This is a genomic window from Pseudoalteromonas sp. Scap03 (genome assembly GCF_013393115.1).
Taxonomy (GTDB): domain Bacteria; phylum Pseudomonadota; class Gammaproteobacteria; order Enterobacterales; family Alteromonadaceae; genus Pseudoalteromonas.
Map to the genome: position 1 here is coordinate 1576735 of NZ_VDEU01000001.1, position 26058 is coordinate 1602792.

At 39.1% G+C, this 26058-nt stretch carries 24 protein-coding genes and 1 pseudogene; 15 read left to right on the forward strand and 10 right to left on the reverse strand.

Features of this window, described 5'->3' with window-relative positions; genetic code table 11:
- Nucleotides 1-81: 81 nt before the first annotated feature.
- A complete protein-coding gene (locus tag FHG08_RS07145) occupies nucleotides 82-774 on the forward strand; it encodes an AHH domain-containing protein (RefSeq protein ID WP_178955206.1) in 693 nt (230 codons plus the stop codon).
- Complete coding sequence (locus FHG08_RS07150) at nucleotides 771-1358, forward strand: hypothetical protein (RefSeq protein WP_178983204.1); 588 nt, start codon at nucleotides 771-773, stop codon at nucleotides 1356-1358. The genes FHG08_RS07145 and FHG08_RS07150 overlap by 4 nt, the downstream gene beginning before the upstream one ends.
- Before the next feature lie 362 nt (nucleotides 1359-1720).
- On the opposite strand, the gene FHG08_RS07155 is transcribed toward FHG08_RS07150, so the two are convergent.
- The 8 genes and pseudogenes from FHG08_RS07155 to FHG08_RS07190 all read right to left on the reverse strand — a co-directional run bounded on the left by FHG08_RS07155 (nucleotide 1721) and on the right by FHG08_RS07190 (nucleotide 8421).
- Nucleotides 1721-2185 carry a hypothetical protein gene (locus tag FHG08_RS07155; RefSeq protein ID WP_178983205.1) on the reverse strand — a complete coding sequence of 155 codons (465 nt, stop codon included), beginning with the start codon at nucleotides 2183-2185 and terminating at the stop codon, nucleotides 1721-1723.
- Between the two features lie 30 nt (nucleotides 2186-2215).
- Entirely contained in the window at nucleotides 2216-3076 is an 861-nt protein-coding gene (locus FHG08_RS07160) for an HNH endonuclease (RefSeq protein ID WP_178955210.1), read from the reverse strand.
- Nucleotides 3076-4593 (reverse strand): AAA family ATPase, encoded by a 1518-nt coding sequence (locus FHG08_RS07165; RefSeq protein ID WP_178955212.1) that lies wholly within the window; start codon nucleotides 4591-4593, stop codon nucleotides 3076-3078. The genes FHG08_RS07160 and FHG08_RS07165 overlap by 1 nt, the downstream gene beginning before the upstream one ends.
- A 350-nt stretch (nucleotides 4594-4943) precedes the next feature.
- Nucleotides 4944-5186 (reverse strand): annotated as a pseudogene (locus FHG08_RS07170) (IS91 family transposase); the annotation flags it as partial.
- A gap of 179 nt (nucleotides 5187-5365) precedes the next feature.
- Nucleotides 5366-5569, reverse strand: coding sequence for a hypothetical protein (locus tag FHG08_RS07175; RefSeq protein WP_178955214.1), 204 nt, complete (start codon nucleotides 5567-5569; stop codon nucleotides 5366-5368).
- Nucleotides 5570-5928: 359 nt separating this feature from the next.
- Nucleotides 5929-6378, reverse strand: coding sequence for an MbcA/ParS/Xre antitoxin family protein (locus FHG08_RS07180; RefSeq protein ID WP_178955216.1), 450 nt, complete (start codon nucleotides 6376-6378; stop codon nucleotides 5929-5931).
- 88 nt (nucleotides 6379-6466) lie between these two features.
- Nucleotides 6467-7900, reverse strand: coding sequence for a DEAD/DEAH box helicase (locus FHG08_RS07185; RefSeq protein WP_178955218.1), 1434 nt, complete (start codon nucleotides 7898-7900; stop codon nucleotides 6467-6469).
- Entirely contained in the window at nucleotides 7897-8421 is a 525-nt protein-coding gene (locus FHG08_RS07190; RefSeq protein WP_178955220.1) for a hypothetical protein, read from the reverse strand. Before FHG08_RS07190 ends, FHG08_RS07185 begins: the two co-directional genes overlap by 4 nt.
- 100 nt (nucleotides 8422-8521) lie before the next feature.
- Between FHG08_RS07190 and FHG08_RS07195 the strand changes: the two genes are divergently transcribed.
- The 11 genes from FHG08_RS07195 (at nucleotide 8522) to FHG08_RS07245 (ending at nucleotide 20650) form a co-directional block, all read left to right on the forward strand.
- The gene (locus tag FHG08_RS07195; protein ID WP_064665408.1) at nucleotides 8522-8758 is read left to right on the forward strand and encodes a helix-turn-helix domain-containing protein; all 237 of its coding nucleotides are present in this window, start codon (nucleotides 8522-8524) and stop codon (nucleotides 8756-8758) included.
- Nucleotides 8759-8910: 152 nt separating this feature from the next.
- Entirely contained in the window at nucleotides 8911-10377 is a 1467-nt protein-coding gene (locus FHG08_RS07200) for an N-6 DNA methylase (protein WP_178955222.1), read from the forward strand.
- Complete coding sequence (locus tag FHG08_RS07205) at nucleotides 10377-11576, forward strand: restriction endonuclease subunit S (protein WP_256729732.1); 1200 nt, start codon at nucleotides 10377-10379, stop codon at nucleotides 11574-11576. Before FHG08_RS07200 ends, FHG08_RS07205 begins: the two co-directional genes overlap by 1 nt.
- Nucleotides 11576-14083 carry an EcoAI/FtnUII family type I restriction enzme subunit R gene (hsdR, locus tag FHG08_RS07210; protein ID WP_178955226.1) on the forward strand — a complete coding sequence of 836 codons (2508 nt, stop codon included), beginning with the start codon at nucleotides 11576-11578 and terminating at the stop codon, nucleotides 14081-14083. Before FHG08_RS07205 ends, hsdR begins: the two co-directional genes overlap by 1 nt.
- Nucleotides 14084-14140: 57 nt before the next feature.
- Nucleotides 14141-15226, forward strand: a complete 1086-nt coding sequence (locus FHG08_RS07215; protein WP_178955228.1) for an ATP-binding protein — start codon at nucleotides 14141-14143, stop codon at nucleotides 15224-15226.
- Nucleotides 15227-15271: 45 nt separating this feature from the next.
- Entirely contained in the window at nucleotides 15272-15808 is a 537-nt protein-coding gene (locus FHG08_RS07220; protein ID WP_178955230.1) for a DNA-binding protein, read from the forward strand.
- 109 nt (nucleotides 15809-15917) lie between these two features.
- Nucleotides 15918-16319 carry a TIR domain-containing protein gene (locus tag FHG08_RS07225; RefSeq protein ID WP_064665414.1) on the forward strand — a complete coding sequence of 134 codons (402 nt, stop codon included), beginning with the start codon at nucleotides 15918-15920 and terminating at the stop codon, nucleotides 16317-16319.
- A complete protein-coding gene (locus FHG08_RS07230; protein ID WP_218648494.1) occupies nucleotides 16261-17292 on the forward strand; it encodes a caspase family protein in 1032 nt (343 codons plus the stop codon). The genes FHG08_RS07225 and FHG08_RS07230 overlap by 59 nt, the downstream gene beginning before the upstream one ends.
- On the forward strand, nucleotides 17292-17771 hold the full coding sequence (locus tag FHG08_RS07235) for a toll/interleukin-1 receptor domain-containing protein (RefSeq protein WP_178955232.1): 480 nt from the start codon (nucleotides 17292-17294) through the stop codon (nucleotides 17769-17771). Before FHG08_RS07230 ends, FHG08_RS07235 begins: the two co-directional genes overlap by 1 nt.
- Nucleotides 17772-17999: 228 nt before the next feature.
- Nucleotides 18000-19004 (forward strand): DNA polymerase IV, encoded by a 1005-nt coding sequence (gene dinB, locus FHG08_RS07240; RefSeq protein ID WP_178955243.1) that lies wholly within the window; start codon nucleotides 18000-18002, stop codon nucleotides 19002-19004.
- A 110-nt stretch (nucleotides 19005-19114) separates the two neighbouring features.
- Nucleotides 19115-20650 carry a leucyl aminopeptidase family protein gene (locus FHG08_RS07245; RefSeq protein ID WP_178955245.1) on the forward strand — a complete coding sequence of 512 codons (1536 nt, stop codon included), beginning with the start codon at nucleotides 19115-19117 and terminating at the stop codon, nucleotides 20648-20650.
- Between the two features lie 168 nt (nucleotides 20651-20818).
- Here the strand turns inward: FHG08_RS07245 and FHG08_RS07250 are convergent, their stop codons facing one another.
- The gene (locus FHG08_RS07250; RefSeq protein ID WP_178955247.1) at nucleotides 20819-22456 is read right to left on the reverse strand and encodes a methyl-accepting chemotaxis protein; all 1638 of its coding nucleotides are present in this window, start codon (nucleotides 22454-22456) and stop codon (nucleotides 20819-20821) included.
- Nucleotides 22457-22722: 266 nt separating this feature from the next.
- Nucleotides 22723-24948 carry a S9 family peptidase gene (locus tag FHG08_RS07255; RefSeq protein ID WP_178955249.1) on the reverse strand — a complete coding sequence of 742 codons (2226 nt, stop codon included), beginning with the start codon at nucleotides 24946-24948 and terminating at the stop codon, nucleotides 22723-22725.
- Nucleotides 24949-25055: 107 nt separating this feature from the next.
- Between FHG08_RS07255 and FHG08_RS07260 the strand changes: the two genes are divergently transcribed.
- The gene (locus FHG08_RS07260; protein WP_010390912.1) at nucleotides 25056-25454 is read left to right on the forward strand and encodes an HIT domain-containing protein; all 399 of its coding nucleotides are present in this window, start codon (nucleotides 25056-25058) and stop codon (nucleotides 25452-25454) included.
- 30 nt (nucleotides 25455-25484) lie between these two features.
- Nucleotides 25485-26015 (forward strand): hypothetical protein, encoded by a 531-nt coding sequence (locus FHG08_RS07265; protein ID WP_178955251.1) that lies wholly within the window; start codon nucleotides 25485-25487, stop codon nucleotides 26013-26015.
- Nucleotides 26016-26058: the final 43 nt, after the last annotated feature.

Consider the following 26058-nt stretch of genomic DNA (forward strand, 5'->3'; position numbering starts at 1 on the left):
GTGTGTAACGTTTATAATTGCACCTCAATAGTCTATTTGCTATTTTACGCGCTAATAAAAGGAATTTTTAAGGATTTAAGGATGATTCAACTACAGCGCTACCCAATGCCAGATCGACCAAGTAACCCCAGCCCTTTAGAAATGGCTATTTATAATTATGAATTACTAGCCAAAAAACACTACGATGATAAGCGCCGTAAATCTGCTGCATCTAAGGAAAAGCTACAAAGAGATTACGATCACTTACAAAAAGAACGCAAGCGTTTAGAGCACTTGCTTATCGCGCAGCAAAGCTTAGAGTCTTACCGCGCAGAAAGTGAAGGTAGTTCTGTTAAGGAGCTAGCAGAAGAAGAACATCATCCTACGGAAAAGCTTGCTAAGTTTTTACGAGCGGCAGGCGAGCCAAAACCAACTTCATATCATGAAGCACATCATATTGTGTGCGGTAAGGGACGTTATAGACAGCGCCTTACATATGCTGCGCGTTTAAGAATGCATTCGTTTGGTATTGGTATTAATGATCCAACGAATGGGGTATGGCTAAGAAACTTTGAAAAAAATAAGTCAGATGATTGGGCTACGCCTGACACTGTTTCTCACAGAAGGCTGCATCGCCATAATTATGAAGTGTGGGTGTCTACTAGTTTAAGAACCAGAGTAAATAAGCTCGATTTCATAAATGCATTACGTGGCGTGAAAATAAAAATTAAAAATCATATGATGCCAGCCAGCGTTATGATGCCTAAAAATGCTAATTGGGATGGTAAATCATGAAGTTGTTCTCGTTAAAGCCTGTTACTAATTCTTACGACATGGTTGAGTGGGACATACTTTCATTCGCTGAAAAAATACAACCAATGTTGTCATCTAATCAAGATGCTTGCATGTTTCTACTTGATATCCATATGAATAATGACTCTTTATTAGAGTATTGGCCTGAAGGTTATGAGTTGTCTTTTTTACCTGGTTATCTAAAAGATAACTACGATATAAGTATCATGGATGGGTTTATAGCTCTTCGGATGAATGCTTATGAAGCTTTAAAAGATTTATTAGCGCCTTTAGGTGAGTTTATTGAAACAAAAGCTGATGGTGAACCTATTGTAATCTTTAACTTGCGTACATTTGGACAAGAAGATGAAGCAAAATGTGAACGCGAATATTTAGACGGTTATCCTTTAGATTATATCAAGATTGCTTTCATAAATGATGATGTAAAAAATAAGCCTGTTTTTAAGAGTAAACTTACAGGTGGTTCTCGTTTGTATTGTACAGATAAGTTTAAATCTGCTGTAGAAGATAATGGATTAACGGATGTTTATATTGACGAAGATCTCGATAATATTTTTTCTAATTAAGTTAATTTAGATAAAGAAAACATTATTTAGGCCGCGTTATATAAAACGAAAATCAAAGCTACCTTTAAAAACCAACTATTATATTTTAGTAATTTCAATACCCACATGGATGTGGGTATTTAAATGACTGAAATAAATCGGATGCTATATGCCAATAAACTTTAACTGCTTTTTTGGTGGTTGTTTTACCAATTTTTCTTACATAAAAAATTAATAATAAATTTGTATTAGTCCACATTTCAGTTGCAGTTTGAAAAGAGTTTTTTGATTTTATCTGGCAGTTCTTAATGAACGAAAACCGGACGGTAGGACAAACTGACTTTTGGACAGAAACGTTTTAGTCCATCCCGTTGATTCGCTTGTTAGGAGTTAATTATTCCGGAAAAGACATCCCACAATATAACTAAATCATTCCCGAACCATATGCCAAATAAAAACTTAAAGTAATAAATAAAAATTAATGGGAATAAAATTACACTACTAATACCCATCGTGAATAGTGAATACTTTTTCTTTTTACAACTCCATGAGGATTCAAATTTAATCCACCTCATCGTTTCAGCCCAAAAATCTAACAAAATAGCATGTGGCATTGGGTAAGTTTTTGGATGATGATACCAACCCAAGCCATATACGCACCAAGCAAAAGCATTTAATATAAAAATTAAACCTGTCCCATAAATAATAACCCACACAGGACTCTGGAATATAAGTTCTAGAAGATTTCCATTCTTAAAAATTGGATGTTCTCGAGGGTGGCTCAAAATATAATAACTCCTAACGCCGCGCTCTGCGGCAAACTTGGAACGCACCGAAAATTTGACCAACAGCAGCGCCTTGTTATGTGAAATTAAAGCTCAGGCTAAATCATTCATTAATGCCAAACACATTACTCTTTCCCAGTGGTTCGGGAAACTAGCAGAGTCAATTGCTGGTTGTAAAATGGTTCTTTTCGCAACTCCCAGATCTAAAGGAATTCGAGTCAACTCTTGAATTTGTGCTAGGTATGTAATAAGCCTTGGGCCTGCCTCTTTTGAGAATCTCAAGCCCAATTCAAAGTCAATAAAGTGTTTTTCTACTCGATTCTTTTGGATATCATTCCAATGCTCCGGAGGTCTGACGAAATATTCAATCACTCCTGGTTCGGCATTTATTCCAGCAATGTATCGCGCAAACACCCATTGTTCATTGAAGTAACGATCATTATCTAGATATGGTTGAAGAATCTGTTCTTCTTCATTACCAGCGAAAGCTTCTCCTTTTCCATCCATGTTGCAGTCTCTGCACGAAGGCACTAAGTTTACCGGCAGTACAGAAAATTGAGGATAGTGTGCTTTAGGAAGGTAATGATCCAAATTTCTTGGTCGTCCAATACCACCACAAAAAGGGCACTGTTCATTAGCAGCCGCCAGCAAGGAATTATAAATTCTACGCCCAGGCTTACCAGATTTAACAAAGTACGTGCTATATAGCTTAAGAAGTTCAGACTTTTTTAGCGAGCCTATGACAATCGGATCACAGTTACGGTGATTAGGTGTCGACTGTAATGTATACAGCTCACCTTGAGATGCTGATGCAACATAACTATCAGCGCTGACTTGAAATAGTTCAATCTCGCTGCCCAGTTTTTGCAGCAAGTTGGCGTTACCGGTAATCCCCTCTCGGCAACTGGCCATAGTTTGTACATAAGAATAAGCTGGTTGATTAAGCTTTAACATTAATCTATGCCTCTATCTCGATGCGTAACCAGCGCCATCAAGAGAGAGCGGGCCTCTAAACCAAGCTGATGATTATATTCATTCACTATCTCTTGGTAAGAACTTCCACTTTCAACCGACTTTACAAGCAAATCGTGAAACCCCGACTTGACCACCTCAAGACCAAACACCTCCCTTGTTAATACACCAACATTTTCACCGAATGTCTCGATATTGAGTCTACGAGGTTCAGTAGCTAAGCCAACTCGATTGATTTTCCATGCACTAGACTTAGGAACCTCTTGCAGTACTACAGGAGAGTGCGTGGCTATAATAGCTACACCGTTCCTATCATGAAGTAACTCAGACAAAGCGCGAACAAAAGCGGATAGTAACGGTGGATGAAGATGGCTTTCAGGTTCATCAATAAGGACTAAAGTTTTTTCTTCAACAGTTGCGACTAAGCGGGTGATCGTTAAAAGTACTACAGCATGTCCCGAACTCATTCGCTCAATGGTCTTTAGGGCTTTGGATGCTAACTCCTGACCGGAAAACTGAGAAAGATCTTTCAGGCCCATTCTCTCAAAGTTTTCATCTGACTCCAAAGTCTCTATTGCTCTTAACCATCTATCTCGCTTAGGCGTTTGACTAAAGCATGACTTTAAAGCTTGCAAAAATTCTTGGCGAATATCATTGAGACTTTTGAGAGTGTCGCCTTCCTTCTTTAACCCTACATAGAAATAACAAGTGCCTTGCGAGGGATCTGGTTGCTCTATTGGAGGTTCAAAGGGGTCAAAAGCACTAAATGAAACGGAAACCAAACTACTGAAATAATCGTTGCTGATGGGGTTTTCTTGCCAACCTCCAACATCATAAAACTTCGAGGTAGAATGGCCCTTGCTTGTAATAGCTTCAATCATCCCATTAAGAAGTGTTGTCTTTCCTACGCCATTTCGACCGATGACTGCATGAATGTTAGTACTTGGTTTAGAATCAATCTTCACCTTAAACTTCAATTCAAAACCAGACATCTTATCAGACTCGGGTCTGGAAAATTTGAATTCAAAATTTGTTAGTGGGGGCTGGCCAGCCAACACCCTAGGAAACTGTCCTTTGATAACTGATAAGCTGACATCTCTTAACAAGGCGGTCCGAAAAACCTCTTCCTCTTGAGCTACTTCAATCAGCCTTGGAGATAAAACGATGTCTTTTAGTGCCGATAGTAAATTAGTTCTTAACGGTTCTACAAATGATGATATTTTACGATAATAGTCGACATCTTGCCCAACAGAGAAATAACCATCAGATAACTGCTGGAAGGAATTTCCTAATAAGGTGTGAGTTGATTGTTCAGTAGTTTGGCCTTTAAAACCAATTTTTACATTACCGAGATCATGAAGAACACCTTTCTCGTCATATAGTTCCAAATAAAACATGGTTACGAACGAGAAATCGTTCCAATGATCAATCGTTAGGTAAGCAGTATTCAAACCTGACTGAGGAGTTTTCATACCTCTTGCAAGAACAATAAAATTCATTTCTCAGTACTACTTATCATCGGTGAATATCACATAACATTTTAGTATTTATGCGACACGCAGTTTGTGTTGCATAATCGCTTGTTGGACTGAGCCGCTACCAGCTCGGTGTATAGAGTTGGTGTTGTTTATGCTATGGGAATTTGTTTTTATGGCCTAAGTGATATCAAACCAATTTCATTGGCGTGTCTATCGTATCTAAGCAATCCCTGTGCTACTCAGCGTTTATTATGTGCCTATTAAACCTAATGTTTAACCGTTAAGCAATGATCTTTTTCTCACGCACAGTCGCTACTAGCCCGAGCAGTTAAGCAGGTTAACTCATTGATTTGATGCAGCAGGCAAGGCTGCTAACTCGTTCGCGCTATTTTATTTGTCGTCATATCCAAATTCATCACACCAATAAATCGTAAGATACCCGCCTTCCATGACTGGCAAGGCCAATGCGGTATTAATGGTTCTTGCTCTACCTTCGGCTTCACCGCTTTGAATGGGGTTATTGATGCTTGAGCCTTTATTAACCCTAACTTTCGCTTGCGACACGCATTAGCTAAAAAGCCATAGTGGCGAATGCGCATAAACCCTTTAGGCAATGTATCTACACCCGTGATTTACAGCAAGATGTAAATATTGCTGTAAGCCTGTTAAGTAATATCTTCTAACTCGTTTTGGGGCAAAAGTGAGTTAGAGCGGAACGTCCGAAAACGACATTATTGAGAAGTAAGCGACCGAATTTAAAAGTACACAAGTCTCAAACGAGCAATTGCCGCCATTAAAGGTGATCAATGTCTACATATATCTCATCCTGATTTATTCGTTCAGTTACGATATTAGATAGTTCGTAATCTTCAACTAAGGTAACAAGAGCATCCAACTCATTACCTTCACGAGTGCAAGGTTCAGACTTCCACAAGTCTTCAATACGCTTCAATGCTTCTTCTAAATCTGTTTTTGATTTTATAGATATGATGGTCATTGAGTTCTGCTCCTTACTCCACAATTTATTTTTTAATTATGGCAGATATGCCATAGTTAAAGTTGTTTAAGGAAGTTATTCATTAGGTTAACAAGCTGCTGACCTAATCTGAAGGCGCAATAGCTTGTTGCAACTGAGAGTCTTCTTTCGCACAATAACAGCCCATATCCCTATAAAATCCGGTAGACCGCAATTGGCACAAACGCGACTATCAGAGTGAGTTGGAGCATTAATAAGTTCAAATCAACGTTTTGATCTCTAAAGCGATAGCTTCTTGTTGAATTAAGAAAAGGATAAAATTTGGCTTCATGCTTTACAGTCTGCATTATAATGCGCATCACTCCTCAAACACTTTTCTTTTATGCGTTATAGGCATACTTAAGCCTGTTTACGGTATTTTTAATAAATTCACGGCCAGCTATAGTATCTATAAATGTTAAAGGTTTTTTAGAGTCGAATTGAAGTGAAGGGGTATTTAACCAGATATTAAAACGTTCTATATTTTCAAAGTAATTAAGGCAAAAATAGCAGGTTTTTGCAACTTCAAATATATTTTCACTTAAAGTGGTATTTAAAAGCTTTAATTCTTTTTTATAGCGTACATATGAGCTATTGCTAGTTCTAATAGCTGAAGAAAATATTCGTATACTCCAGCCTAACTCTATCCTTAAACGTTCAGCATTTTTGATATCTACACCTTGATGTATAAAGTTAATTTGTTCTAGATAACTAGATTTTTCACTGATCTTTCTATTGCTTAAAATCTCTATAAGGTCTATTTGTTTGTGAATTTCAGAGAAGCTATACATAGCAACACCTTAAATTAAATTATGTTTCCTCGTGTAACTGAAATCGATGTTACCTGTAGAGGTCTACTTGAGATAAATTCTAGCGTATTTACCGCAATTCACTTAACCCCAAAGCAATAGCCTCTTGCTGAAAGCGGCCTGATATATTAATAATTCGCTCATAGGCACCGGTTAAAAAATGTTTCTCTGTTGCTTCAGGTCCATTGTTCATAGCTGGCTGCTCAAAAAAGTCAGCAAAGTTATCAAAATCGAACTGGGTTTTGGAAGGTTTTTTACTTTGTTTATTAAAAGTAATATCGCTTGAATTTTCATCTACAGTGTTTTCTCCAGCAGCAGTTTCAATCTTTTCAAACTTAACTACATCAGCTTCAAATGGAACATCTTGATTAACCCTATACGCATACTCTAAAAGCTTAGGTTCGGCGGGCATGTACATAATAGCTTCTTGGTTTTTAGAGTTTGTTACCCTCAGTATACGGCCCAATATTTGCCGAAAATGCATTTCTGTTTTTATATTTGTAAGGTGACAGCAAACCTGCAAACGAGGGATATTTGTACCTTCGCTAATCATACCAACAGAAATAATCCACTTAGTTTGTGCATACCTAAACTGCTGAATAATACCCGTAGGTTCACTCTCTCGGTAGGTTACAACAACGCTATCCTCGTCAAAGTAAGTTCGCATTAACATAGAGATTTGATGGGCATGCTCAACAGACGATGCAACAATCAACCCTGCTGCATCGGGGTTTTTCAATCTGATTGAGGTCAGCTTCTTTTGAGCTGAAGAGATTATATATTTTATTACCGCTTCATTTTCAATAACTTCTTGATAAGAAACGCCAGAGTCGTTTAATAACGCTTTAAAGCAGTTAAATGTTTTGGTTTCAGCGTCATCTACAACTGTAATGCGGCTATTATCAACAGCTACTATTTGTGGAACCCGACAAACATTATCTCCAATAGCCTCAGAAAGCCCATAAACGTAGTCACACGCTATTTTATTGTTAGGTTGCTGATATGATGAAAGAACAATAGGAGCAGCGTCAGAGCGCCAGGGAGTGCCTGTTAAGGCTAATGTGTACTGTGCTTTATTTTGAATGTTAAGTATTATCTGCTCACCCCATGCATTTGCATTGTCAATATTAGAGCCAGCACAATGATGAATTTCATCAAATATTACAAAAACACGATATCGTTCAAATAGCTGCCAAAAGTGCACATCTAAATACTGTAAGCTTTGATAGGTTAAAGCTCTACCTTTAGCGCCAATAAGCCCATCAAATCGTTCATTCGTTTTTAGCTGTAAGCTTTCCTTAAAGTCTTGGGAAACAATAGACGACGGGGAAAAACAAATGATTAAATCGACCATATTGCTTTTTAATAACTGGTTAGCTAATTCTGAAGCCATCAAAGTTTTACCCGCCCCAGGAGTTGCCAAGGCTAAAAAGTGGCTATTGACGTTCTGATATTGTGTAAGCGCAAAATTAATACATTCGGCTTGCCATAGTCTTAGTTTCATATTTTTTCTAATGCTTCGCTCTGCTTCAGTAAGCCTTCAATCGCTCTAATCTTGCCAAGTATTCTGGTATTGTTGTCTCTTGCTTTGTTGTATTGTGGCTGTAGTTCATCTACCAGTTCGGGTGACTCCAAATAGAGCTCTTTATACGCCTCTGATTCCCCCATATTCAATAATAACTCGGCTTTGTAATGGTTTAACTTACTAAGTAACAGCGCATGTTTATCATTTTCTTTTTCTGTGATTGAAATAGGTATTGAACTAGCTAAGTGAGTAATTACCTCAACATCAAAGCTCTCTGTTTTATTGAATCGCGTAAATCCTTTTTTATTTGATACCACCTTTTTCAGCCAGCCTTTTTTAACAAGCTTGAGCAGTTCTGCGTATATACTTCGCCTAACTGCGGTAGGTATCAACGAAGCATCACTTTTTAATGTTAAGTACGCCGAGCGTACATCACTTGTTGTAAAGTTATCAAAATTTGGTGCAACAATAATTTGAGCTACGAGAGGGTCAAATTTCAAAGTAAATCCTAATGAACTTCTTATAATAATGGGTATTATAGGGCGTGGTAGTTAAGCGCTCAACATGAAAATCTAATCATTTTGCCTTGAGGAAAATCAGGTGAGTGATTTAGTTAAAAATTTTGGTGAAAAACTACGAGAAAAACGTAAAGAAGCCGGCTATTCGCAAGAAGGTTTTGCCGCCTATGTAGGTATAGAACGCGGTAATTACGGAAAAATGGAAAGAGGTAATGTTAACATTAAGCTCGAAACTCTCTACAAGTTAGTGAATGCATTAAATTGCGAGTTTGAAGAGATACTACCGGCAAGACAAAAATATAAAATTGATCTAGGTTAGCTAAAAAACTTTCGGGTATTAATTTTTTATCAATTATTTAAATATTTAGGGTATATTAATCACCATTACCTTAGGAATAACTATTAGCTACAGAGTTGTTTTTAATAAAATAAATCATCTTTAACTCTCTGGCTAACAAGGACTTAACTTATATGTTTGAACAAACTTTTAAAAACATCGACGACATTTTTCATAAAGACGCAGGCTGTTCCAGCGAACTAGACTACACCGAGCAATCGTCGTGGATGCTATTTTTAAAATACCTTGATGACTTAGAGTTCACTAAGTCTCAAGAAGCCGAATTAATGGCAGAAGATTACCAATACATTATTGAAGAAAAATACCGTTGGAGTTCGTGGGCAGCGCCTAAAACTGCTAATGGTGAGTTTGATCACGACAACGCCTTAACTGGCAGCGATTTAATGGATTTCGTTGATGGTGAGTTATTCCCTTACCTTAAAGGTTTTAAGCTGCGTGCTAAAAGCCCTGACACTATTGAATACAAAATTGGTGAGATTTTTAGCGAAATCAAAAACAAAATTCAAAGTGGTTATTCACTGCGTGATGCACTAGAGAAAGTAGACGAACTGCGTTTTCGCTCACAAGAAGAAAAGCACGAGCTTTCCCATCTTTATGAAACAAAAATTAAAAGCATGGGTAACGCTGGCCGTAACGGCGGTGAATACTACACACCACGCCCATTAATTCGCGCCATGATCGACGTATTACAGCCACAAATTGGCGAAACGATTTACGACGGTGCCGCAGGTTCGGCAGGTTTCTTATGTGAAGCATACGACTACCTTCGCCAAGGTGGTGCCAGCAACAAGCAGCTTTCAACCAGCGACTTAAAAACCCTGCAAGAAAACACCTTTTACGCCAAAGAGAAAAAATCTTTAGCGTACGTTATCGCCATTATGAACATGATTTTGCATGGCATTGAAGCACCTAACGTTATTCACACCAATACACTGGGCGAAAACCTACAAGACATTACCCCAAGCAACCAGCACGATATTGTATTAGCTAACCCGCCCTTTGGTGGTAAAGAGCGTAAAGAAGTTCAACAAAACTTCCCGATTAAAACCGGTGAAACTGCCTTTTTGTTTTTGCAGCACTTTATAAAAATGCTCAAGCCTGGTGGCCGCGCCGCTATTGTTATTAAAAACACCTTTTTATCGAATACCGATAACGCCGCCATTGCTTTGCGTAAAGAGCTATTAGAAAACTGCAACTTACACACCGTGCTAGATTGCCCAGCCAAAACCTTCTTAGGCGCTGGTGTAAAAACCGTGGTGTTGTTTTTTACCAAAGGCGAACCAACTCAAAAAACTTGGTTTTATCAACTAGACCCTGGCCGCAGCTTGGGTAAAACCAATCCGCTAAACGATAACGACTTAAAAGAGTTTGTAGAGTTACAAAAGGGCTTTGAAGACAGTGCTAAGTCTTGGTCATTAGCTACGACTGAACTTGATGATACAGCATGGGATTTATCGGTAAAAAATCCGAACCAAGCAGAAGAAACCTCACTGCGTGAGCCACAAGCGATCATAGAAGAAATCATCGCGCTTGATAAAGAGAGCGAAGCGATTCTTGGTAAGATTCAGGAGTTGTTGTGATGGGGTGGTCCATATCTAAAATGAGTGAAGTCACTAATATAATAAGTGGTGGAACACCTAAAAGCGGTATTTCCGACTATTGGTTTGGTGATGTTAAGTGGATTACGCCGAAAGATATGGGGAAAATCACTGGTATTTACGTCTCAGAAACAGGTAGAAATATCACTCGACTAGGGCTAGAGAAATCTTCAGCTAAGCTAATTCCTGAAAGCTCGGTAATTCTCTCAACCCGAGCACCTATTGGTCACCTAGCTATTAATAAAGTCCCTATGGCAACGAACCAAGGTTGCCGGGGGTTAGTACCTAAAAGCACTTTAGATACCAAGTTTTTGTATTATTTTTTATTGAAGAGCGTCTCATTATTAAATGATTTGGGAAGTGGAACTACTTTTAAAGAGCTATCTAAAACTGCTTTAGAGAAAGTAGAAATACCACACCCTGAGATTACCGAACAAAAACGCATCGTCGCCATTCTCGATCAAGCCTTTGCCGATATAGAACAAGCCCGCGCCAAGGCTGAGCAAAACCTCAAAAACGCCCGTGAGCTATTTGAAAGCTATTTGCAGCAAGTGTTTAGCCTGCGTGGTGAGGGGTGGGTTGAGATAACCCTAGGGGATGCAGCAGAAGTAAGCACAGGCGGAACACCGCTTAAATCCAAAAATGAATTCTGGGATGGGGATATTCCTTGGTATTCATCAGGGGAGCTTAACGATACTTTCACAATAGAATCTAAAAGCTGTATTACAGCAGCCGGGCTAGATGGTTCAAATGCCAAGATACTTCCTGAGGGCTCCTTATTGGTTGGCATGTACGATACAGCAGCTTTAAAGATGTCTATTTTGGATAGGGACGGTGCTTTTAATCAAGCTATAGCTGGAGTAAAGCCAAATAATAGAATTAATCTGGAGTTTATACTTCATTCGATTAATTCTATTAAACCTGAGCTGTTGAAGCTTAGGCGTGGTGTTCGTCAAAAGAATCTTAATAAAAGTAAGATTAAGGGGATACCCATTAGGCTTCCATCTTTAAGCGAGCAAAATCAGGTAGTGGAAGAGCTAAGGCTAATTAGAAGAAACACCGATGACTTAGCTGTTATTTATACTCAAAAATTAAACGATTTAGACGAACTCAAAAAATCCATCCTACAGAAAGCTTTTTCCGGCGAGTTGACCAAAGAAAAAGAAGGAGCTGTGGCCTAATGACTCAAGCAAGGACGCGTAATGAAGCCGACACTAGAGCGGATTTAATTGACCCTAAATTAGTCGCTGCCGGTTGGGGGGACGTTGATAACAGCTTTATTCGCCGCGAGCTTATTTGCCCTGGTCAAATTATGGCCGGTGGTAAACGCGCTAATAAAGTCCCGTGTGATTATGTGCTGGTGTACAAAGGCCGTAAGCTTGCCGCAGTCGAGGCCAAAAAAGAAAGCCTGACTTATAGCGAAGGTGTACGCCAAGCAAAAGATTACGCAAAGCGCTTACAATGTCGTATTGCGTATGCCACTAACGGCCATGAGGTTTACCAGATTGATATGCTCACCGGTATTGAGACGCTGGTAGATGAATACCTGTCACCGCAAGCCCTTTGGGATTTAACCTTTGAGCAAAAAGGCGATAAACCAGAAGCGGATTACACCACCGCTTGGCGTGATGCGTTTTCTACCATTCCTTTTGAAGCTAAAGGTGATTGGGCTCCGCGCTATTATCAAGAAAACGCCATTCACAATGCCCTTGAAGCCATTGCTCAAGGCGAGCCTCGAATTTTGCTAACGCTTGCTACTGGTACGGGTAAAACCTGTATTGGCTTTCAAACAGCGTGGAAGTTATTTAAAACCCGTTGGAGCTTAACCGCGCAGAAAGATATAAGCCTTGCTAAAAAGCGCCCGCGTATTTTATTTTTGGCCGATCGTAATATTTTAGCCAATCAGGCATTTAATGATTTCGGGCCGTTTGGTGAAGATGCTATTGTGCGTATCACCCCTGAAAATATTCGCAAACGAGGCGGCGTTCCTAAAAATGCGAGTGTGTTTTTTACTATTTTTCATACGCTTATGTGTGGGCCTAAAACCGAATTAAAAGAAGCCACAACAGAAGAAGATGAAAATGCGCCAGTCAACAAGGCAGAAAACCCGTATTACGAGCAATACCCAGCTGATTTTTTTGATTTAATTATTATTGATGAATGTCACCGTGGTGGCGCAAATGATGAAAGTGTATGGCGTGATATTCTTAATTACTTTGCCCCCGCTGTACAGCTAGGCTTAACCGCCACACCGAAGCGTACCGATAACGCTGATACCTATGGTTACTTTGGCGAACCCGTTTACAGCTATACTCTAAAAGAAGGCATTAACGATGGTTTTTTAACGCCATTTAAAGTGTTACCGATTGTTGGCACTATGGATGAGTACAAGTATATCGAGGGGGATGGTGTTGTTGTAAAAGGCGACCCTGAGCCTGGTAAACTGTATAAAGAAGGTGACTTTAACCGCATTATTACCATACCTCAGCGCGAAGAACGCCGTGTACACTATTGGATGGATCGCTTTAATCCTAAAGAAAAAACCATCGTGTTTTGTGCAACACAAGTTCATGCCGGTATGGTGCGCGATTTTATTAATCAGTACGCAGTTAAAAAAGGCTGGACCACCAACACTAACTATTGTGTTCGTGTTACTGCTAACGATGGTGTAGCGGGTGAAAATGACTTAAAAACCTTTTGTGATAATGAAAAAACCATTCCGACAATCTTAACCACATCACGCAAACTCTCTACTGGTGTCGATGCACGTAATGTACGCAATATTGTGCTTATGCGACTTTGTAACAATATGATTGAGTTCAAGCAGATCATAGGCCGAGGCACCCGCACATACGATGGCAAAGACTACTTTACCATTTACGACTTCGTAAAAGCGCACCATAACTTTGCTGACCCAGCTTGGGATGGTGAGCCAATACCCAGCGAAGTATGCCCAGAGTGCGGCACAACCCCATGCCAATGTGAAGACACTGGCGGCGAAGGTGCCGGTGAAAAGAAACCGTGCAAGGTGTGTGAACAAAAACCATGTGTTTGTGAAAAGCCAGAGCCTGAAGGCTGTGAAAAATGTGGCGAGAGACCATGTGTGTGTGAAAAGCTCGAAATAAAGCTCTCAGACGGCCGTACGCGGCAAATTAAGCATATATCCTCAGCAATGTACTGGAGTGCTGAAGGCAAGCCCATTACAGCTAAAGAGTTTGTTGAACGTATGTTTGACGACTTACCGCGCTTTTTTGAAAACGAAGACCAACTACGTGAAATTTGGAGTGACCCAACCACCCGCGAAAAGCTATTAGAAGACTTAACCGAAGCGGGTTACGATAGCGAAAAGCTCGACAGCATGAAGGCCGTAATTGATGCACAAGATAGCGACGTATACGATGTTTTATCCTACTTAGCGTATGCCTCAGAGGCACAAACACGCACAGAACGAGCTCAACAAGCAAAACCTAAAATAAATTCAGCGTTTAGCGACTATAAACAACAAGAGTTTATCAACTTTATATTAAGTAAATACATTGAAGACGGCGTGCAAGAGCTTGCACCTAAAAAAATGCGCAGCTTAGTAGAGCTTAAATACAACACAATTAACGACGCCGCCATTGAGTTTGGATCACCGGCAGCTATACGCGACACGTTTATTGGTTTTCAGAAGTATTTATATGAATAAGAAAGAATCATTTGGAAAAAGCTTATTGAATTTTTTAGTCGCTGGTAGTGGGGTTGTATGAAAGCGAAAATAATTGAGTTGCTTACTAATAATCCAGGGTTAAAAGGTAAAGAGATAGCTAGAAAACTAAGCCTTGAAAAAAAGAGCGTAAACTCTTTCTTATACCATGACAAAAGCGGTACTTTTATTGAACGAAAAAATGAATGGTTTTTAGCTAATATAGGTGTCGTACTTCGATTTGAAAAGAGTGGTTGGCTAACTACTTGTGACTTTGAAGCACTTCTCAAAGAAGGAAGTGATGTTTGGTGTGACTCTGTAGAAATTGTAAGGTTTGAGTTTTATAATTGCTCAATACTATTAGGTGCTATTTCCAGGCTATTATCTTTAGTTAATCAGTTAGCATCTATAGGTAAGCACGTTACTCTTGATTTTACTGGGTGCACTAAATCATTTTCATATTTGTGTAGAATTGGATTATTTGAAACTTTTCATGAGTCAGTAACTGTACTTCCTGAGAGAAAAGATAGTTCTTCTCATTATGGTAGTAATAAGAAAGTAATGGAATTCGTTTTAATACCAGCTGAAACACAGCAAACGAACTTACCTGTAAAGCTAAAAAACTCGTTTATCGAATTAGCGGGTGAGCAACATTCCAATGCGGCATTTGGTTTTATAGCTGAATTTATTAACAATATTATTGAGCACTCACAAACTCCAACCCCAGGAGTGGCAGCACTTCAAGTCTATGGTAAAAGTAAAAATAGGACGAAAGTTCAGACTGTTTTTTCTGATAGCGGAAAAGGTATCATTGGTACGTTGAGGCCTGTTTTAGCCAAACGATACCCTCAATTGCATAATAAGTATCCTCCGAACAAGGAAAATTCAGACATCCATTTATTAAATGAGGTTCTGCAGTCTGGCGGTGTAAGTGGTGCCAATGATGCTAATTATTTAGGCCGAGGTCTAGGACTTAAACTTAGTGCGAAACAAGCTGCAAAGTTTGATGCAACAATTTGTGTAAGACAAGAAACATTTGAACTTACGTTAAAATATGTCGATGGTAAGCTTGATGAATCCAATTATAGCTCAGATCTCAAAAAAATATCTGGAACCCATATATGTTTTGACTTTTTTCTGCATTAGTATGCTAGAATCTCGTTAAATAAATATAATTAATCAGAACGAATTATGTTGATAAAATTATTAGATATAACAACCGATGCCCTCCCCAATGGGAATGTTAAGGGTAAGGATGTATATTCTAAACTACATAAAATGATTGAGTCCCGACAAGAGCTGGATACATTTGGGGTTTCACTAAAAGGTATTGAAGCTACCGACGCTTCTTTTCCGCGAGAAAGTGTTATGGCTTTAGCAAAGCACTACAGAGGAGAAAAGTTTATCTACCTCACAGATCTTCAGGATGAGGATTTAATTGATAATTGGACTTATGGTGCTATTGCCAAAAACCAACCTATGACTGTTTGGAATCATAAAAAGGTATTTTTCATAGGGCCTGATATGGCTAAATCTGTTAAAGAACTGACAGATTTTTTAATAATTAAGCAAAAAGTAACAACTAATCAAGTTTCTACTCATTTTGATATTACAACGCAAAACGCAAGCACTCGCCTCAAAAATATTTTCAAATTGGGCTATGCCAAAAGAGTTGAAGAAATAGCTGAATCTGGTGGTAAAGAGTTTGTCTATAAATTAATTAAATAAATCTGGTTAAAAAACTTTATTTAATCAGATTTGTGAGTTAACCTTATTCTATTAACCAAATCCCTAAGGTCTGGTTAAAAAAATATTATTAATCAGAACGAGGTTCCAAATGAAAACTTACCACTTATTTATTTCCCATTCATGGAATTATGGACATCAATACAGCAGCTTAACTACCTTACTTAGAAATAGAGCGCTTTTTAACTTTAGGAATTACTCTGTTCCTGAATCAAATCCTATTATTGGAGCAAGAACCGATAAGCAGCTTGAGGCGGCTATTGAGAATAAAGTTAAAGCTAGTTCAGTAGTAATAATAATGACGGGCGTGTACTCAACTTATAGTAAATGGATAAATAAAGAAATCGCTATAGCTAAACGTTTAGGAAAACCAATTTTAGCTGTAAAACCATATGGGGCAACGAATATGTCTTCAGTAGTTAGAGGTGCAGCAGATGAAATATGTAACTGGTCGACTGAAAGCGTTATTTCAGCAATTCGTCGTTTGGCTTAAGGGAGATAAAAAAATGAGAAAAGCTCTTTTTATAGGTGTAAACGGCTATACCTTCATTAACCCATTAAGTGGCTGCAATAATGATGCAATAGAGATGGCTTCTGTTTTAACAAGACATGCATCAGGTACTCCTAATTTTCACAGTAAAACTTTGACTACTGCAGAAGATAATCTTAGTAGGCATACTTTAGAAGCATCAATTCAAGAGCTGTTTTCAGGTTCTTGCGATGTTGCATTACTCTATTTTGCTGGTCATGGTTGTTTCGATACAAATCTTCATGAAGGAATGATTCTGCCCCAAGATTATAGAAATACAAGCGACGGTATTCGTGTAAGTGACATTCTTACTTGGGCTAGTAATGCAACTGAGATAAAAAATAAAATTATTATTCTTGACTGCTGTGAAGCTGGCGGAGCTGGAGAAAGTAAGCAATTGAAAGGTGGCTCAAGCATAATTAGTGATGGTATTACTATCTTAACGGCATGTAGAAAAGATGAGTATGCACAAGAGTGTGCCGGACATGGCGTTTTCACTAGACTGTTACTTCAAGCATTGCACGGGGGGGCTGTTAATGTTCTTGGTCACGTTACCCCCGGTAGCTTATATTCTTTTGTTGATAATGCACTTGGTCCTTGGGAACAACGACCTGTTTTTAAAACAAATGTTTCTGAGTTTATTTCTTTAAAAGAGCACACACCACTTGTACCTTTAGAAACACTGAGAAGATTACCTGAATGGTTTCCTGAAGCTGAGTCTGTATTCGCTTTGACACCAGCTTATGAGCCTGAGCACCCTGACTTTGATCCTAAGTTGGGAGAAGTTTTTTCTCAACTGCAGCAATGTAATAGGCATAGTTTAATAGAGCCTGTCGATGCTGAGCATATGTACTTTGCAGCCATAAACTCTAGAGGATGTCGTTTGACTGCTCTAGGATTTTATTACCGTGAATTAGCAAAGAAAGGACATTTTTAATGAGTGTATTTATTAGTTATAAACATTTAGATCGTGATTTAGCTATGCAAATTGATCGTCGATTGAAGCTTGATAACATTACTACTTACTTAGATGTTCTAGATGCCGAATCTCAATCGACAGTGGATATAACAACAGTTATTACAAAGAATATAGCAAAGTGTACTCACTTAATTGCTGTAGTATCGAAAGAGACTGCTACATCTTGGTGGGTCCCTTTTGAAATCGGTGAGGCAACAATATCAGCTAAACGGATTGCTTCTTATCGTTCTAGCTTTAGCCCATTACCGGAATATTTAGAAATGTGGCCGAAAATGGATAGTATGCAACACTTGGAATTATTTATTGCAGCATATAAAAATGAGCAGCGAGAATCAGTTTATAATCGTAATATGTTTGAGTCCGTAGGGTCTGTAGGAGTTAAATCTGCAAGCGACTTCCATAGTACGTTAAAAGCTAAAATTCGCCGTGGGTATTAAATTATTTGAACACTACATTTATGCCAGTTGTTGGAAATAGCTGGCATAAATAATAGTTGTAATCTCTTTATCTGCCAAGAAATGATTTTTAATTTTTATTAGAAATTAATGTAGGTAATTTTTGGAGTTTTATTTGCACATAAAATAAGATTAATATCAATTGGTTGCCATATTTTTCCTGATTAGCTTACATTTTACACGCGAAGTTTTACAGGTGCAGCCGTTGAAATGCGCGACAACCCCAAGCTTGCAAATGTACCGCTGGCAATTGGCGGTAACAGTCGCCGTGGAGTGCTCTCTACCGCTAATTATATTGCCAGAGAATATGGTGTGCGCTCTGCTATGTCTAACTATCATGCCAAACAGCTTTGCCCCGATTTAGTTATTGTGCCGGGGAGAATGGCTGTTTATAAACAAGTATCAACTCAAATCCGCGCTATATTTAACCGCTATACTGATCTTGTAGAGCCTCTTTCACTTGATGAAGCGTACCTAGATGTTACCGACAGTACTGCATTTAAAGGCAGTGCAACGTTAATTGCTGAGCAGATCCGCACCGATATTTTTAATACCACAGGGCTGACCGCTTCTGCGGGGATTGCGCCAATTAAATTTATAGCCAAAATTGCTAGCGATGAAAATAAGCCCAATGGCCAATTTGTAGTATTGCCTGAGCAAGTTGACTCGTTTTTAGCCCAATTACCACTAGGTAAAATTCCAGGAGTGGGTAAGGTAACCTTGGAGAAGCTTAATTTAAAAGGGTTGTACACGGGCCAAGATGTTCGCGAAAAAGGGGCTAATTGGATGCAGCAACATGTGGGAAATTTTGGTGTGTCGTTATATCAAAAATGTATGGGAGAGCATATAGGGCGGGTTTCAACTGAGCGGATTCGTAAGTCATTGAGCGTGGAGCATACTTATGAATACAACAAAAATAGTCTTGATGAGTGCTTGGAGCAATTACCGCAACTGCTAGGTGAGCTCGAGGTTAGATTAAACAAACAGCAGCTACAAAATAAAATTAACAAGTTAAGTGTTAAAGTTAAATTTGCTAATTTTGTTGTGACCTCAGCAGATCAAGCGAATCATCAATTAAACACGGCTATTTTTAAAGAGTTACTCGCCAAAGCCTATCAACGCGGATTACAACAACCTGTGCGTTTATTAGGAATAGGTGTTGGCATTAAAAACCAACCAGAGCATAATTTACAGCTGAGTATTTTAGACGTGTAAAAGCTGTAACTCTAGGTTGCCAGTAAGTATGCAGATTACCGCAGTTTACTGGTTATAAATTGCTAAATAAATAATAATAGGGGCTACGTTTTCTAACAGGATCCTTTTTTATGGCATATCCAAAAGCAGTGTTGGCTCAGCCAGTTAGTGCAAGCCTAGATTGTGCATCACACGATGCACTAATTATTATCAGCGATGACTTTTCTCACATACCAAATACGCCTCTGCGCGATGCAATTTTAAATCAAGCTCAAGTAGACTCTCGCATAGGTAATCAAGTTACCTTGCTAGTAATTGCCGGTAAACGTGTTGTATTAGCCCCAACAGGCCCTTTAAATAGAGATTATGATGATGTACGTCGCTATTTTGATGCGGCTAAATTAGCCATTAACGAGGCTAAAGCGTCAGGCAGTGTTAACCCCGCTATTTACTTACCTGCTTTAAATACCAACAGCCGTTACCAACACGCGCTGGAAGTGGCCTATTTAGGCGCATGCCAAGCATTATGGCAGCCTCTTGAAGCACGTGAATTTCATGGTCATGGTATTGAGCCAATTACTCAAATCGGTTTAATTGATGCCAATGAACAAACGATTAAAGCAGTCAATGCATTAGCAGCTGGACAATATGCTGCACGTGATTTATGTGGTACCGAGCCTGAACGTATGGCACCACCACGCTTTGCTGATTACTGTAGCGAACTATTTAATAATAGCGCAGTGAGCGTTGATGTGATTGATGACTTGGCTGCCATTGATAAACACTATCCGATGCTAAGTACTGTTGCTCGTGCATCTTATGCAGTAGAGCGTCATCATCCACGCGTTGTTAAACTTGAATATGTACCAGAGGGTGAAGTAACGCGCACACTGATGTTTGTTGGTAAAGGCTTAGTTTATGACACAGGCGGTGCAGATTTAAAAGTAGGCGGCTACATGGCAGGTATGAGTCGAGATAAAGGTGGTGCGGCTTCTGTGGCTGGATTTATGAAAGCAGTTGCTGATTACCAGCCTAAAGGCGTTAAAGTGATTGCCTTTTTAGCAGTGGTACGTAACTCAATTGGTTCAGATTGTTTTGTTCCTGATGAAATCATTACTAGCCGTGAAGGTGTGCGAGTGCGCATTGGTAACACTGATGCCGAGGGGCGTCTAGCGATGGGTGATTTACTTAGTGAAATGAAAGATTTGGCTGTAAACGAAATAAATCCAACGCTGTTTACTGTGGCTACTTTAACAGGGCATGCTGCACGTGCGATGGGACCATATGGTGCTTATGTAGAAAATGGGCCAGCACGTAGTGCTAATATTTCACGTCAATTAGCTGATTGTGGTGATTTATGGGCTGACGGTGCAGAAGTATCACGTTCACGTCGTGAAGATTATGACTTTATAAAACCACGCACTTTAGCCGATGACGTACTTTCTAGTAATAATGCGGCTTCTGCCGTCACAGCGCGCGGTCATCAATTTCCTATGGCATTTTTAGCTGTGGTAGGCGGGTTAGATAAGCATGGTAATGAGTCTACTTTACCACTTCCTTATGTGCATATGGATATTGCCGGTAGTGGTGTTGAAGGTGGTGATTGGCAACATGGTAAACCAACGGCAGCATCAGTAAGCAGTTTATTTGCCCGCTACTGTTTATAATTATCTATAAATAAGTCTAAAAAGCCCTGAAAATCAGGGCTTTTTAATTGGTGAAAGGTATTAATTAACCTGAACTTTGGTTAAGAGGTTTACTAACGCATTGAATCAAAATGATATTTATGTTTAATTTTCTCTAGCTTGAGATAGATTTATTATCCGGAATTCAGGTTAACTCAGCTTAAAGCGCGATACCACGCTAGATAATTCAACACTGCTTTGTTTGAGTTTGTCGCTGGCAAGGGTTAAATCCTTCGTATTACCTAATGATTGCTCCGTTGATTGCGAAAGATCGTTAATTCTTAAGTTTACTTCATCTGCGGCCGATGTTTGCTGCTCTGTTGCTCTTGCAATTTGGCCGTTCATATCGGTGATCACCGCTACTAACCTGTCTATTTCATCCAGTGATGTATTTGCTGAAGAGGCTTGTTCAACCGTAGAAATAGAAATTTCTTGGCTAGATTTTACCGCCTCAACTGCGGCTTTAGCGCCTTCTTGCAGTTTAGCTATCATGGCTTGAATTTCATCAGTGCTTTTACCCGTTCGACTTGCTAAGGTTCTTACTTCATCGGCTACGACGGCAAAGCCTCTACCATGCTCACCTGCCCGTGCAGCCTCAATGGCTGCATTGAGTGCCAACAGGTTAGTTTGCTCTGCAATACTTCTTATTACATCAAGCACCGAGCCAATATTATTACTCTCTTGAGCAAGATCAGCGGTTACTTTGCTTACGGTTTCTATATTACTCGAGAGGGTTTCAATGGCGATAATCGTTTTAGATACCACATTTTTACCCGTTGATGCATTACTGGCAGTATCATTTGCGGCTTGTTCAGCGGCTTCGGCATTACGGCTAACATCATGAATTTGATGAGTCATTTCCTCCATTGCAGCGGCTACTTGGGTGCTACTGTCGTTTTGAAGCTCAATAAACGACTGGCTGGTTTTGCTAGAATCATCTACAGCATGGGCATGCTCGTTTACATCGTTTGCGCTTTTGGCGACTAGTACTAAAGACTCTCTAATTTTAGAGACAAATAAATTAAATGATCTCGAAAGTTGAGATATTTCATCATTACCATTTTCGTTGAGAGTACGAGTTAAATCCCCCTCACCTTGAGAGATATCTTTCATCATCTGCGCTGCTAAACGAGTCGGCGTTAAAATGCTTCGGCCAATAAAGTAGCTAAATAACACCACCACAATAATCATAATAACAACGTTGATTATGATGATAGTGCGCTGCTGCGAAAAGGCACTGTCTATGGTATCAAGATAAACTCCCGAGCCGATTATCCATTGCCACTGATCAAAACCTTTAACAAACGCAATTTTATCTACGGGGTTGTCATTACCGGGCTTTGGCCATTTATAAGGCACATAACCTTCGCCGGATTGTTTTACAACGCTAACCATCTCAACAAATAACGGGGTGCCATCAGGGTCTTTATTATTAGTTAAATCTTTTCCCTCAAGAGCTGGCTTTATTGGGTGCATTACCATGGCTGGCTGATAATTGTTGATCCAAAAATAGTTAGTATCATCGTAACGCAATGAGCGTATTGATGCGATTGCTTGAGACTGTGCTTGTTGGCGAGTAAGAGTTTGGTTTTGTTCAAGGGCTGCATAGTGCTTAATAGTACTATATGCAGTTTCTACCACATTTTTAGTTTTAAGGTATTGCTCGTTTTTGAGCGCTTGGTATTGGTTACTCAAGCTCGAAATACTCAATACAATTAAACCAAATATTACAATCCCTACTAAAATGGCTAGACGTTGAAATATAGTAAAACGACGGAGATTTAGCATAAACATGTTCCTGTATAAGAGCATTACTTCTCTTTAATAAGCATAGTTAAAATATAGGCTAATAGAGCTTTATTTTCATAATATTGAATTTTTATATTTAGTTGTTAGCGGTTAATTTAAATACAATACAAGTTGCGCGCTCAGGCTTAGATTTTTAGTTACCCTATGCTTAAATGGATTTAATTATTGTTTGTTGACGTTTCAATATATCTTATTTGCATAAAAAAAGGCTGATACTTGTATCAGCCTTTAGTCGAATAACTTAGTTAGTTTGTATTAAAATTACGGTTAAAGAAGTTAGTAATAGTTTGATGTAAATGAGTTTGAACTTGTTTACCGCGAAGACTATGTTTTGAGCCTGGGTAAGTCATCATTTCAAACTGTTGATTGTTATCTTGCAGCTGTTTAAACAATTTTGTTGCATGGGTAAACAACACGTTGTCATCGGCCATACCATGGTAAATCATTAATGGGCCTTTAAGGCCTTCAGCATATGGGAAAACAGCACTGTCGGTATAACCTTGCGCATTTGTATCAGGGTGACCCAAGTAACGCTCGGTGTAGTGAGTATCGTATAAGGCCCAGTCAGTTACAGGAGCGCCAGAAACACCGGCACTAAAGTAATCGCCTGCTTTAAACATGGTCATTAGCGCCATATAACCACCGTAGCTGTGACCATAAATACCAATGCGTGCAGGGTCTACGTAATCAAGTGTACGTAAAAACTCAACGCCTTTAATCTGATCAGCTACTTCAACAACACCTAAATTTTTATATATTGCATCTTCAAACTTTTTACCACGATTGTAAGAGCCGCGGTTATCTAGTTGAAAAATAACATAACCTTGTTGCGCCATATATTGAAAGTATAAGTTTTTACTACGCCAGCTATTAGTTACTCGCTGAGCATGAGGGCCGCCATACACGTTAACAATAACTGGGTGCTTTTTACCCTTAGCCATGTTTGTAGGTTTAAATAAACGGTAATGCATAACTTGGCCATCTTTAGCGGTAATAGTACCGTACTCAGGCTTTGCTAAATCGGTTAAAAAGGGAGTTAGTGGGTGAGAGTCGTCTAGTTTATTCTCTTCAAGCCACGTAATAAACTCTCCATTGATTTTGCGCAGTGCTGCTGAATTTGGCTTATTCACCGATGAACTAGTGTCAATGAAGGTTTTGTTATCTTTTGCCAGTACAACATTGTGGTATTGGCCTTTTTCAGTAATGCGCTTAATTGCCCCTTTTTTAAATAAAGGCGCACTGTATAAGTGACTTTCAAGCGCAGTATCTTTACGCGCTGCAAAGTAAACTATACCATTTTTTTCATCTACGCCTTTTAAGCTATCAACAACCCAGTCACCAGTAGTTATTTGACGAATAAGTTGGCCATTATTAGCATACAAATAAAGGTGCTTAAATCCATCTCGCTCCGAGGCCCACACAAAATGTTTTTTATCTTTTAAAAACTCAAGATCAAAATGTAGGTTTATCCAAGTATCGCTTTTTTCAGTTAATGCGACGGTTTGCTGTTTCGTTTTACTGTTGTAAAAGCGTAATTCTAAATTGTGCTGAGAACGATTTTGCCACTGGTAAGACAGGGTGTTGCTATCGTTTAACCATTTAGCACGAGCGATATAAATATCTTTATCTTCACCTAAGTCAACCCAGTCAACTGCTTGGTCATTAAGTTTTACAACACCAAGTTGAATGTCAACATTGTTAGTGCCAGTAAATGGGTAACGCTGATTAAATAGCTTTACTTCATCAGCATAAATTTCGTTACGAATTGCTTCTTGAACAGGGCTTTCATCAACGCGAGTAAAGGCGATTTTAGATTCATCATTTGCCCACCAATAACCGGTCATGCGGCTCATTTCTTCTTGCGCCACAAATTCGGCCATACCGTTTTTAATAACGCCACCGCCATCTTTACTTAATTGAATTTCTTTACCAGATGCCAGTTCTAATGCGAAGAGGTTTTGCTCACGAACAAACGACACAAAATTCCCTTTTGGAGAAAAGCGCGCATCGGTTTCAAATGCTTCAGTGTTAGTCAGCTTTTTACTATTTTTTGTTTTTAAGTCGAAGTAATAAAGGTCGCCATTAAGAGGAAATAATAACGCTTTACCATCTTTTGACCATTTGTATTCAAGAATACCTTTACCAAAAATACGCTGGCGTTCACGGCGTGCTTTTTCTTCATCTGACAGGTTTTCTGGGCCTGAAAATAATTGCGCTGAATCAACGAGCAATCGATTGGTGTTATCTTTTAAATTATATTCCCATAAATCATAGCGGTTATAGTCATCTGCTTTACCTTGTAAGTAGGTAACACGGCTACCATCGGGAGAAAACTTAAGTTGTACCGGAGATTTGCCAGCTAAGCTTGGATCATCAAATATGCGCTCAAGCGTTAACGGCTTTGCTTGAGCGCTTAACGCGCCCGCCATCAGGGGGATTGCCAGTGAGAGGTGTTTTAGTTTTTTTAACACAGGATTGCCTTTACTTACATAAAATTACCCCCGATGGTAAAGCACAAGCGTGTGCAACTGCAACTAAATGCTATAAAGTGTGAAGTAAAATAACCTAAGGATTTAACATGCGCGAAACATCATTTACCTTAGCCCCAGAGCTGACAAGAGATTGTATTGAACTGGCCGATTGGCCTCTTTGTAAGGTATTACTACTAAATGACAGCCAATACCCATGGTTTATATTAGTTCCTAGAATAGCGGGTTTAAAAGAGATAATAGATTTAACCGAGCAGCAACAAATCACTTATTTACAAGAGTCGGCTAAGCTCAGCCATTTATTAATTGAGGTGTTTAATCCTGATAAGTTAAATGTGGCCGCGCTTGGCAATATGGTTCCGCAATTACATATTCATCATATAGCGCGTTTTAAAACAGATATTGCATGGCCTGCGCCGGTATGGGGCAAGTTTCCAAGTGTCCCTTATACTAATGAGCAGATAGAGCAATTAAAAACGCATTTTTAAAATCAGAATGGGTTACTTTGAGGAGATAGTATGAAATTAATAAAACAACTCTGCACTAGTGTATTTATAGCAGCCATTGCTGTTTCAACAGTAATAGCGAGCGAGCAGCCGGTAGCTACGGATGTAGTAAATAACGTTAGCATTAAAAACTTTGCAGCACATAACAACCTGATTTTTTCAGCAGCGCAACCGACTAAAGAGCAGTTTAAGCAATTATCGCAAGCCAAGGTAAAGCATGTTATTAATTTACGTGCAGCAGATGAGCAAGACTGGGATGAAGGCGCGTTAGTCAACTCTTTAGGAATGAGCTACCACTTAATTGAGATTGCGGGTGCAAAAGACGTAAACACTGATAATGCAAAGCAGTTAGCCAATCTTTTAGAGCAACTTAAAGGTGAGTCGGTGGTTGTTCATTGTGCAAGTAGCAACCGTGTTGGCGCGTTAATGGCTATTTCAGCCCATCAGCAAGGTACAGATATAAAGTATGCGATTGAAATCGGTAAGCAGTGGGGAATGGCAAGCCTTGAACCGGTTGTACGCAAAGTGATGAATGACAAATAAGCATTCTGATAAGTAATAAAAAAGCGTTACAATGTAACGCTTT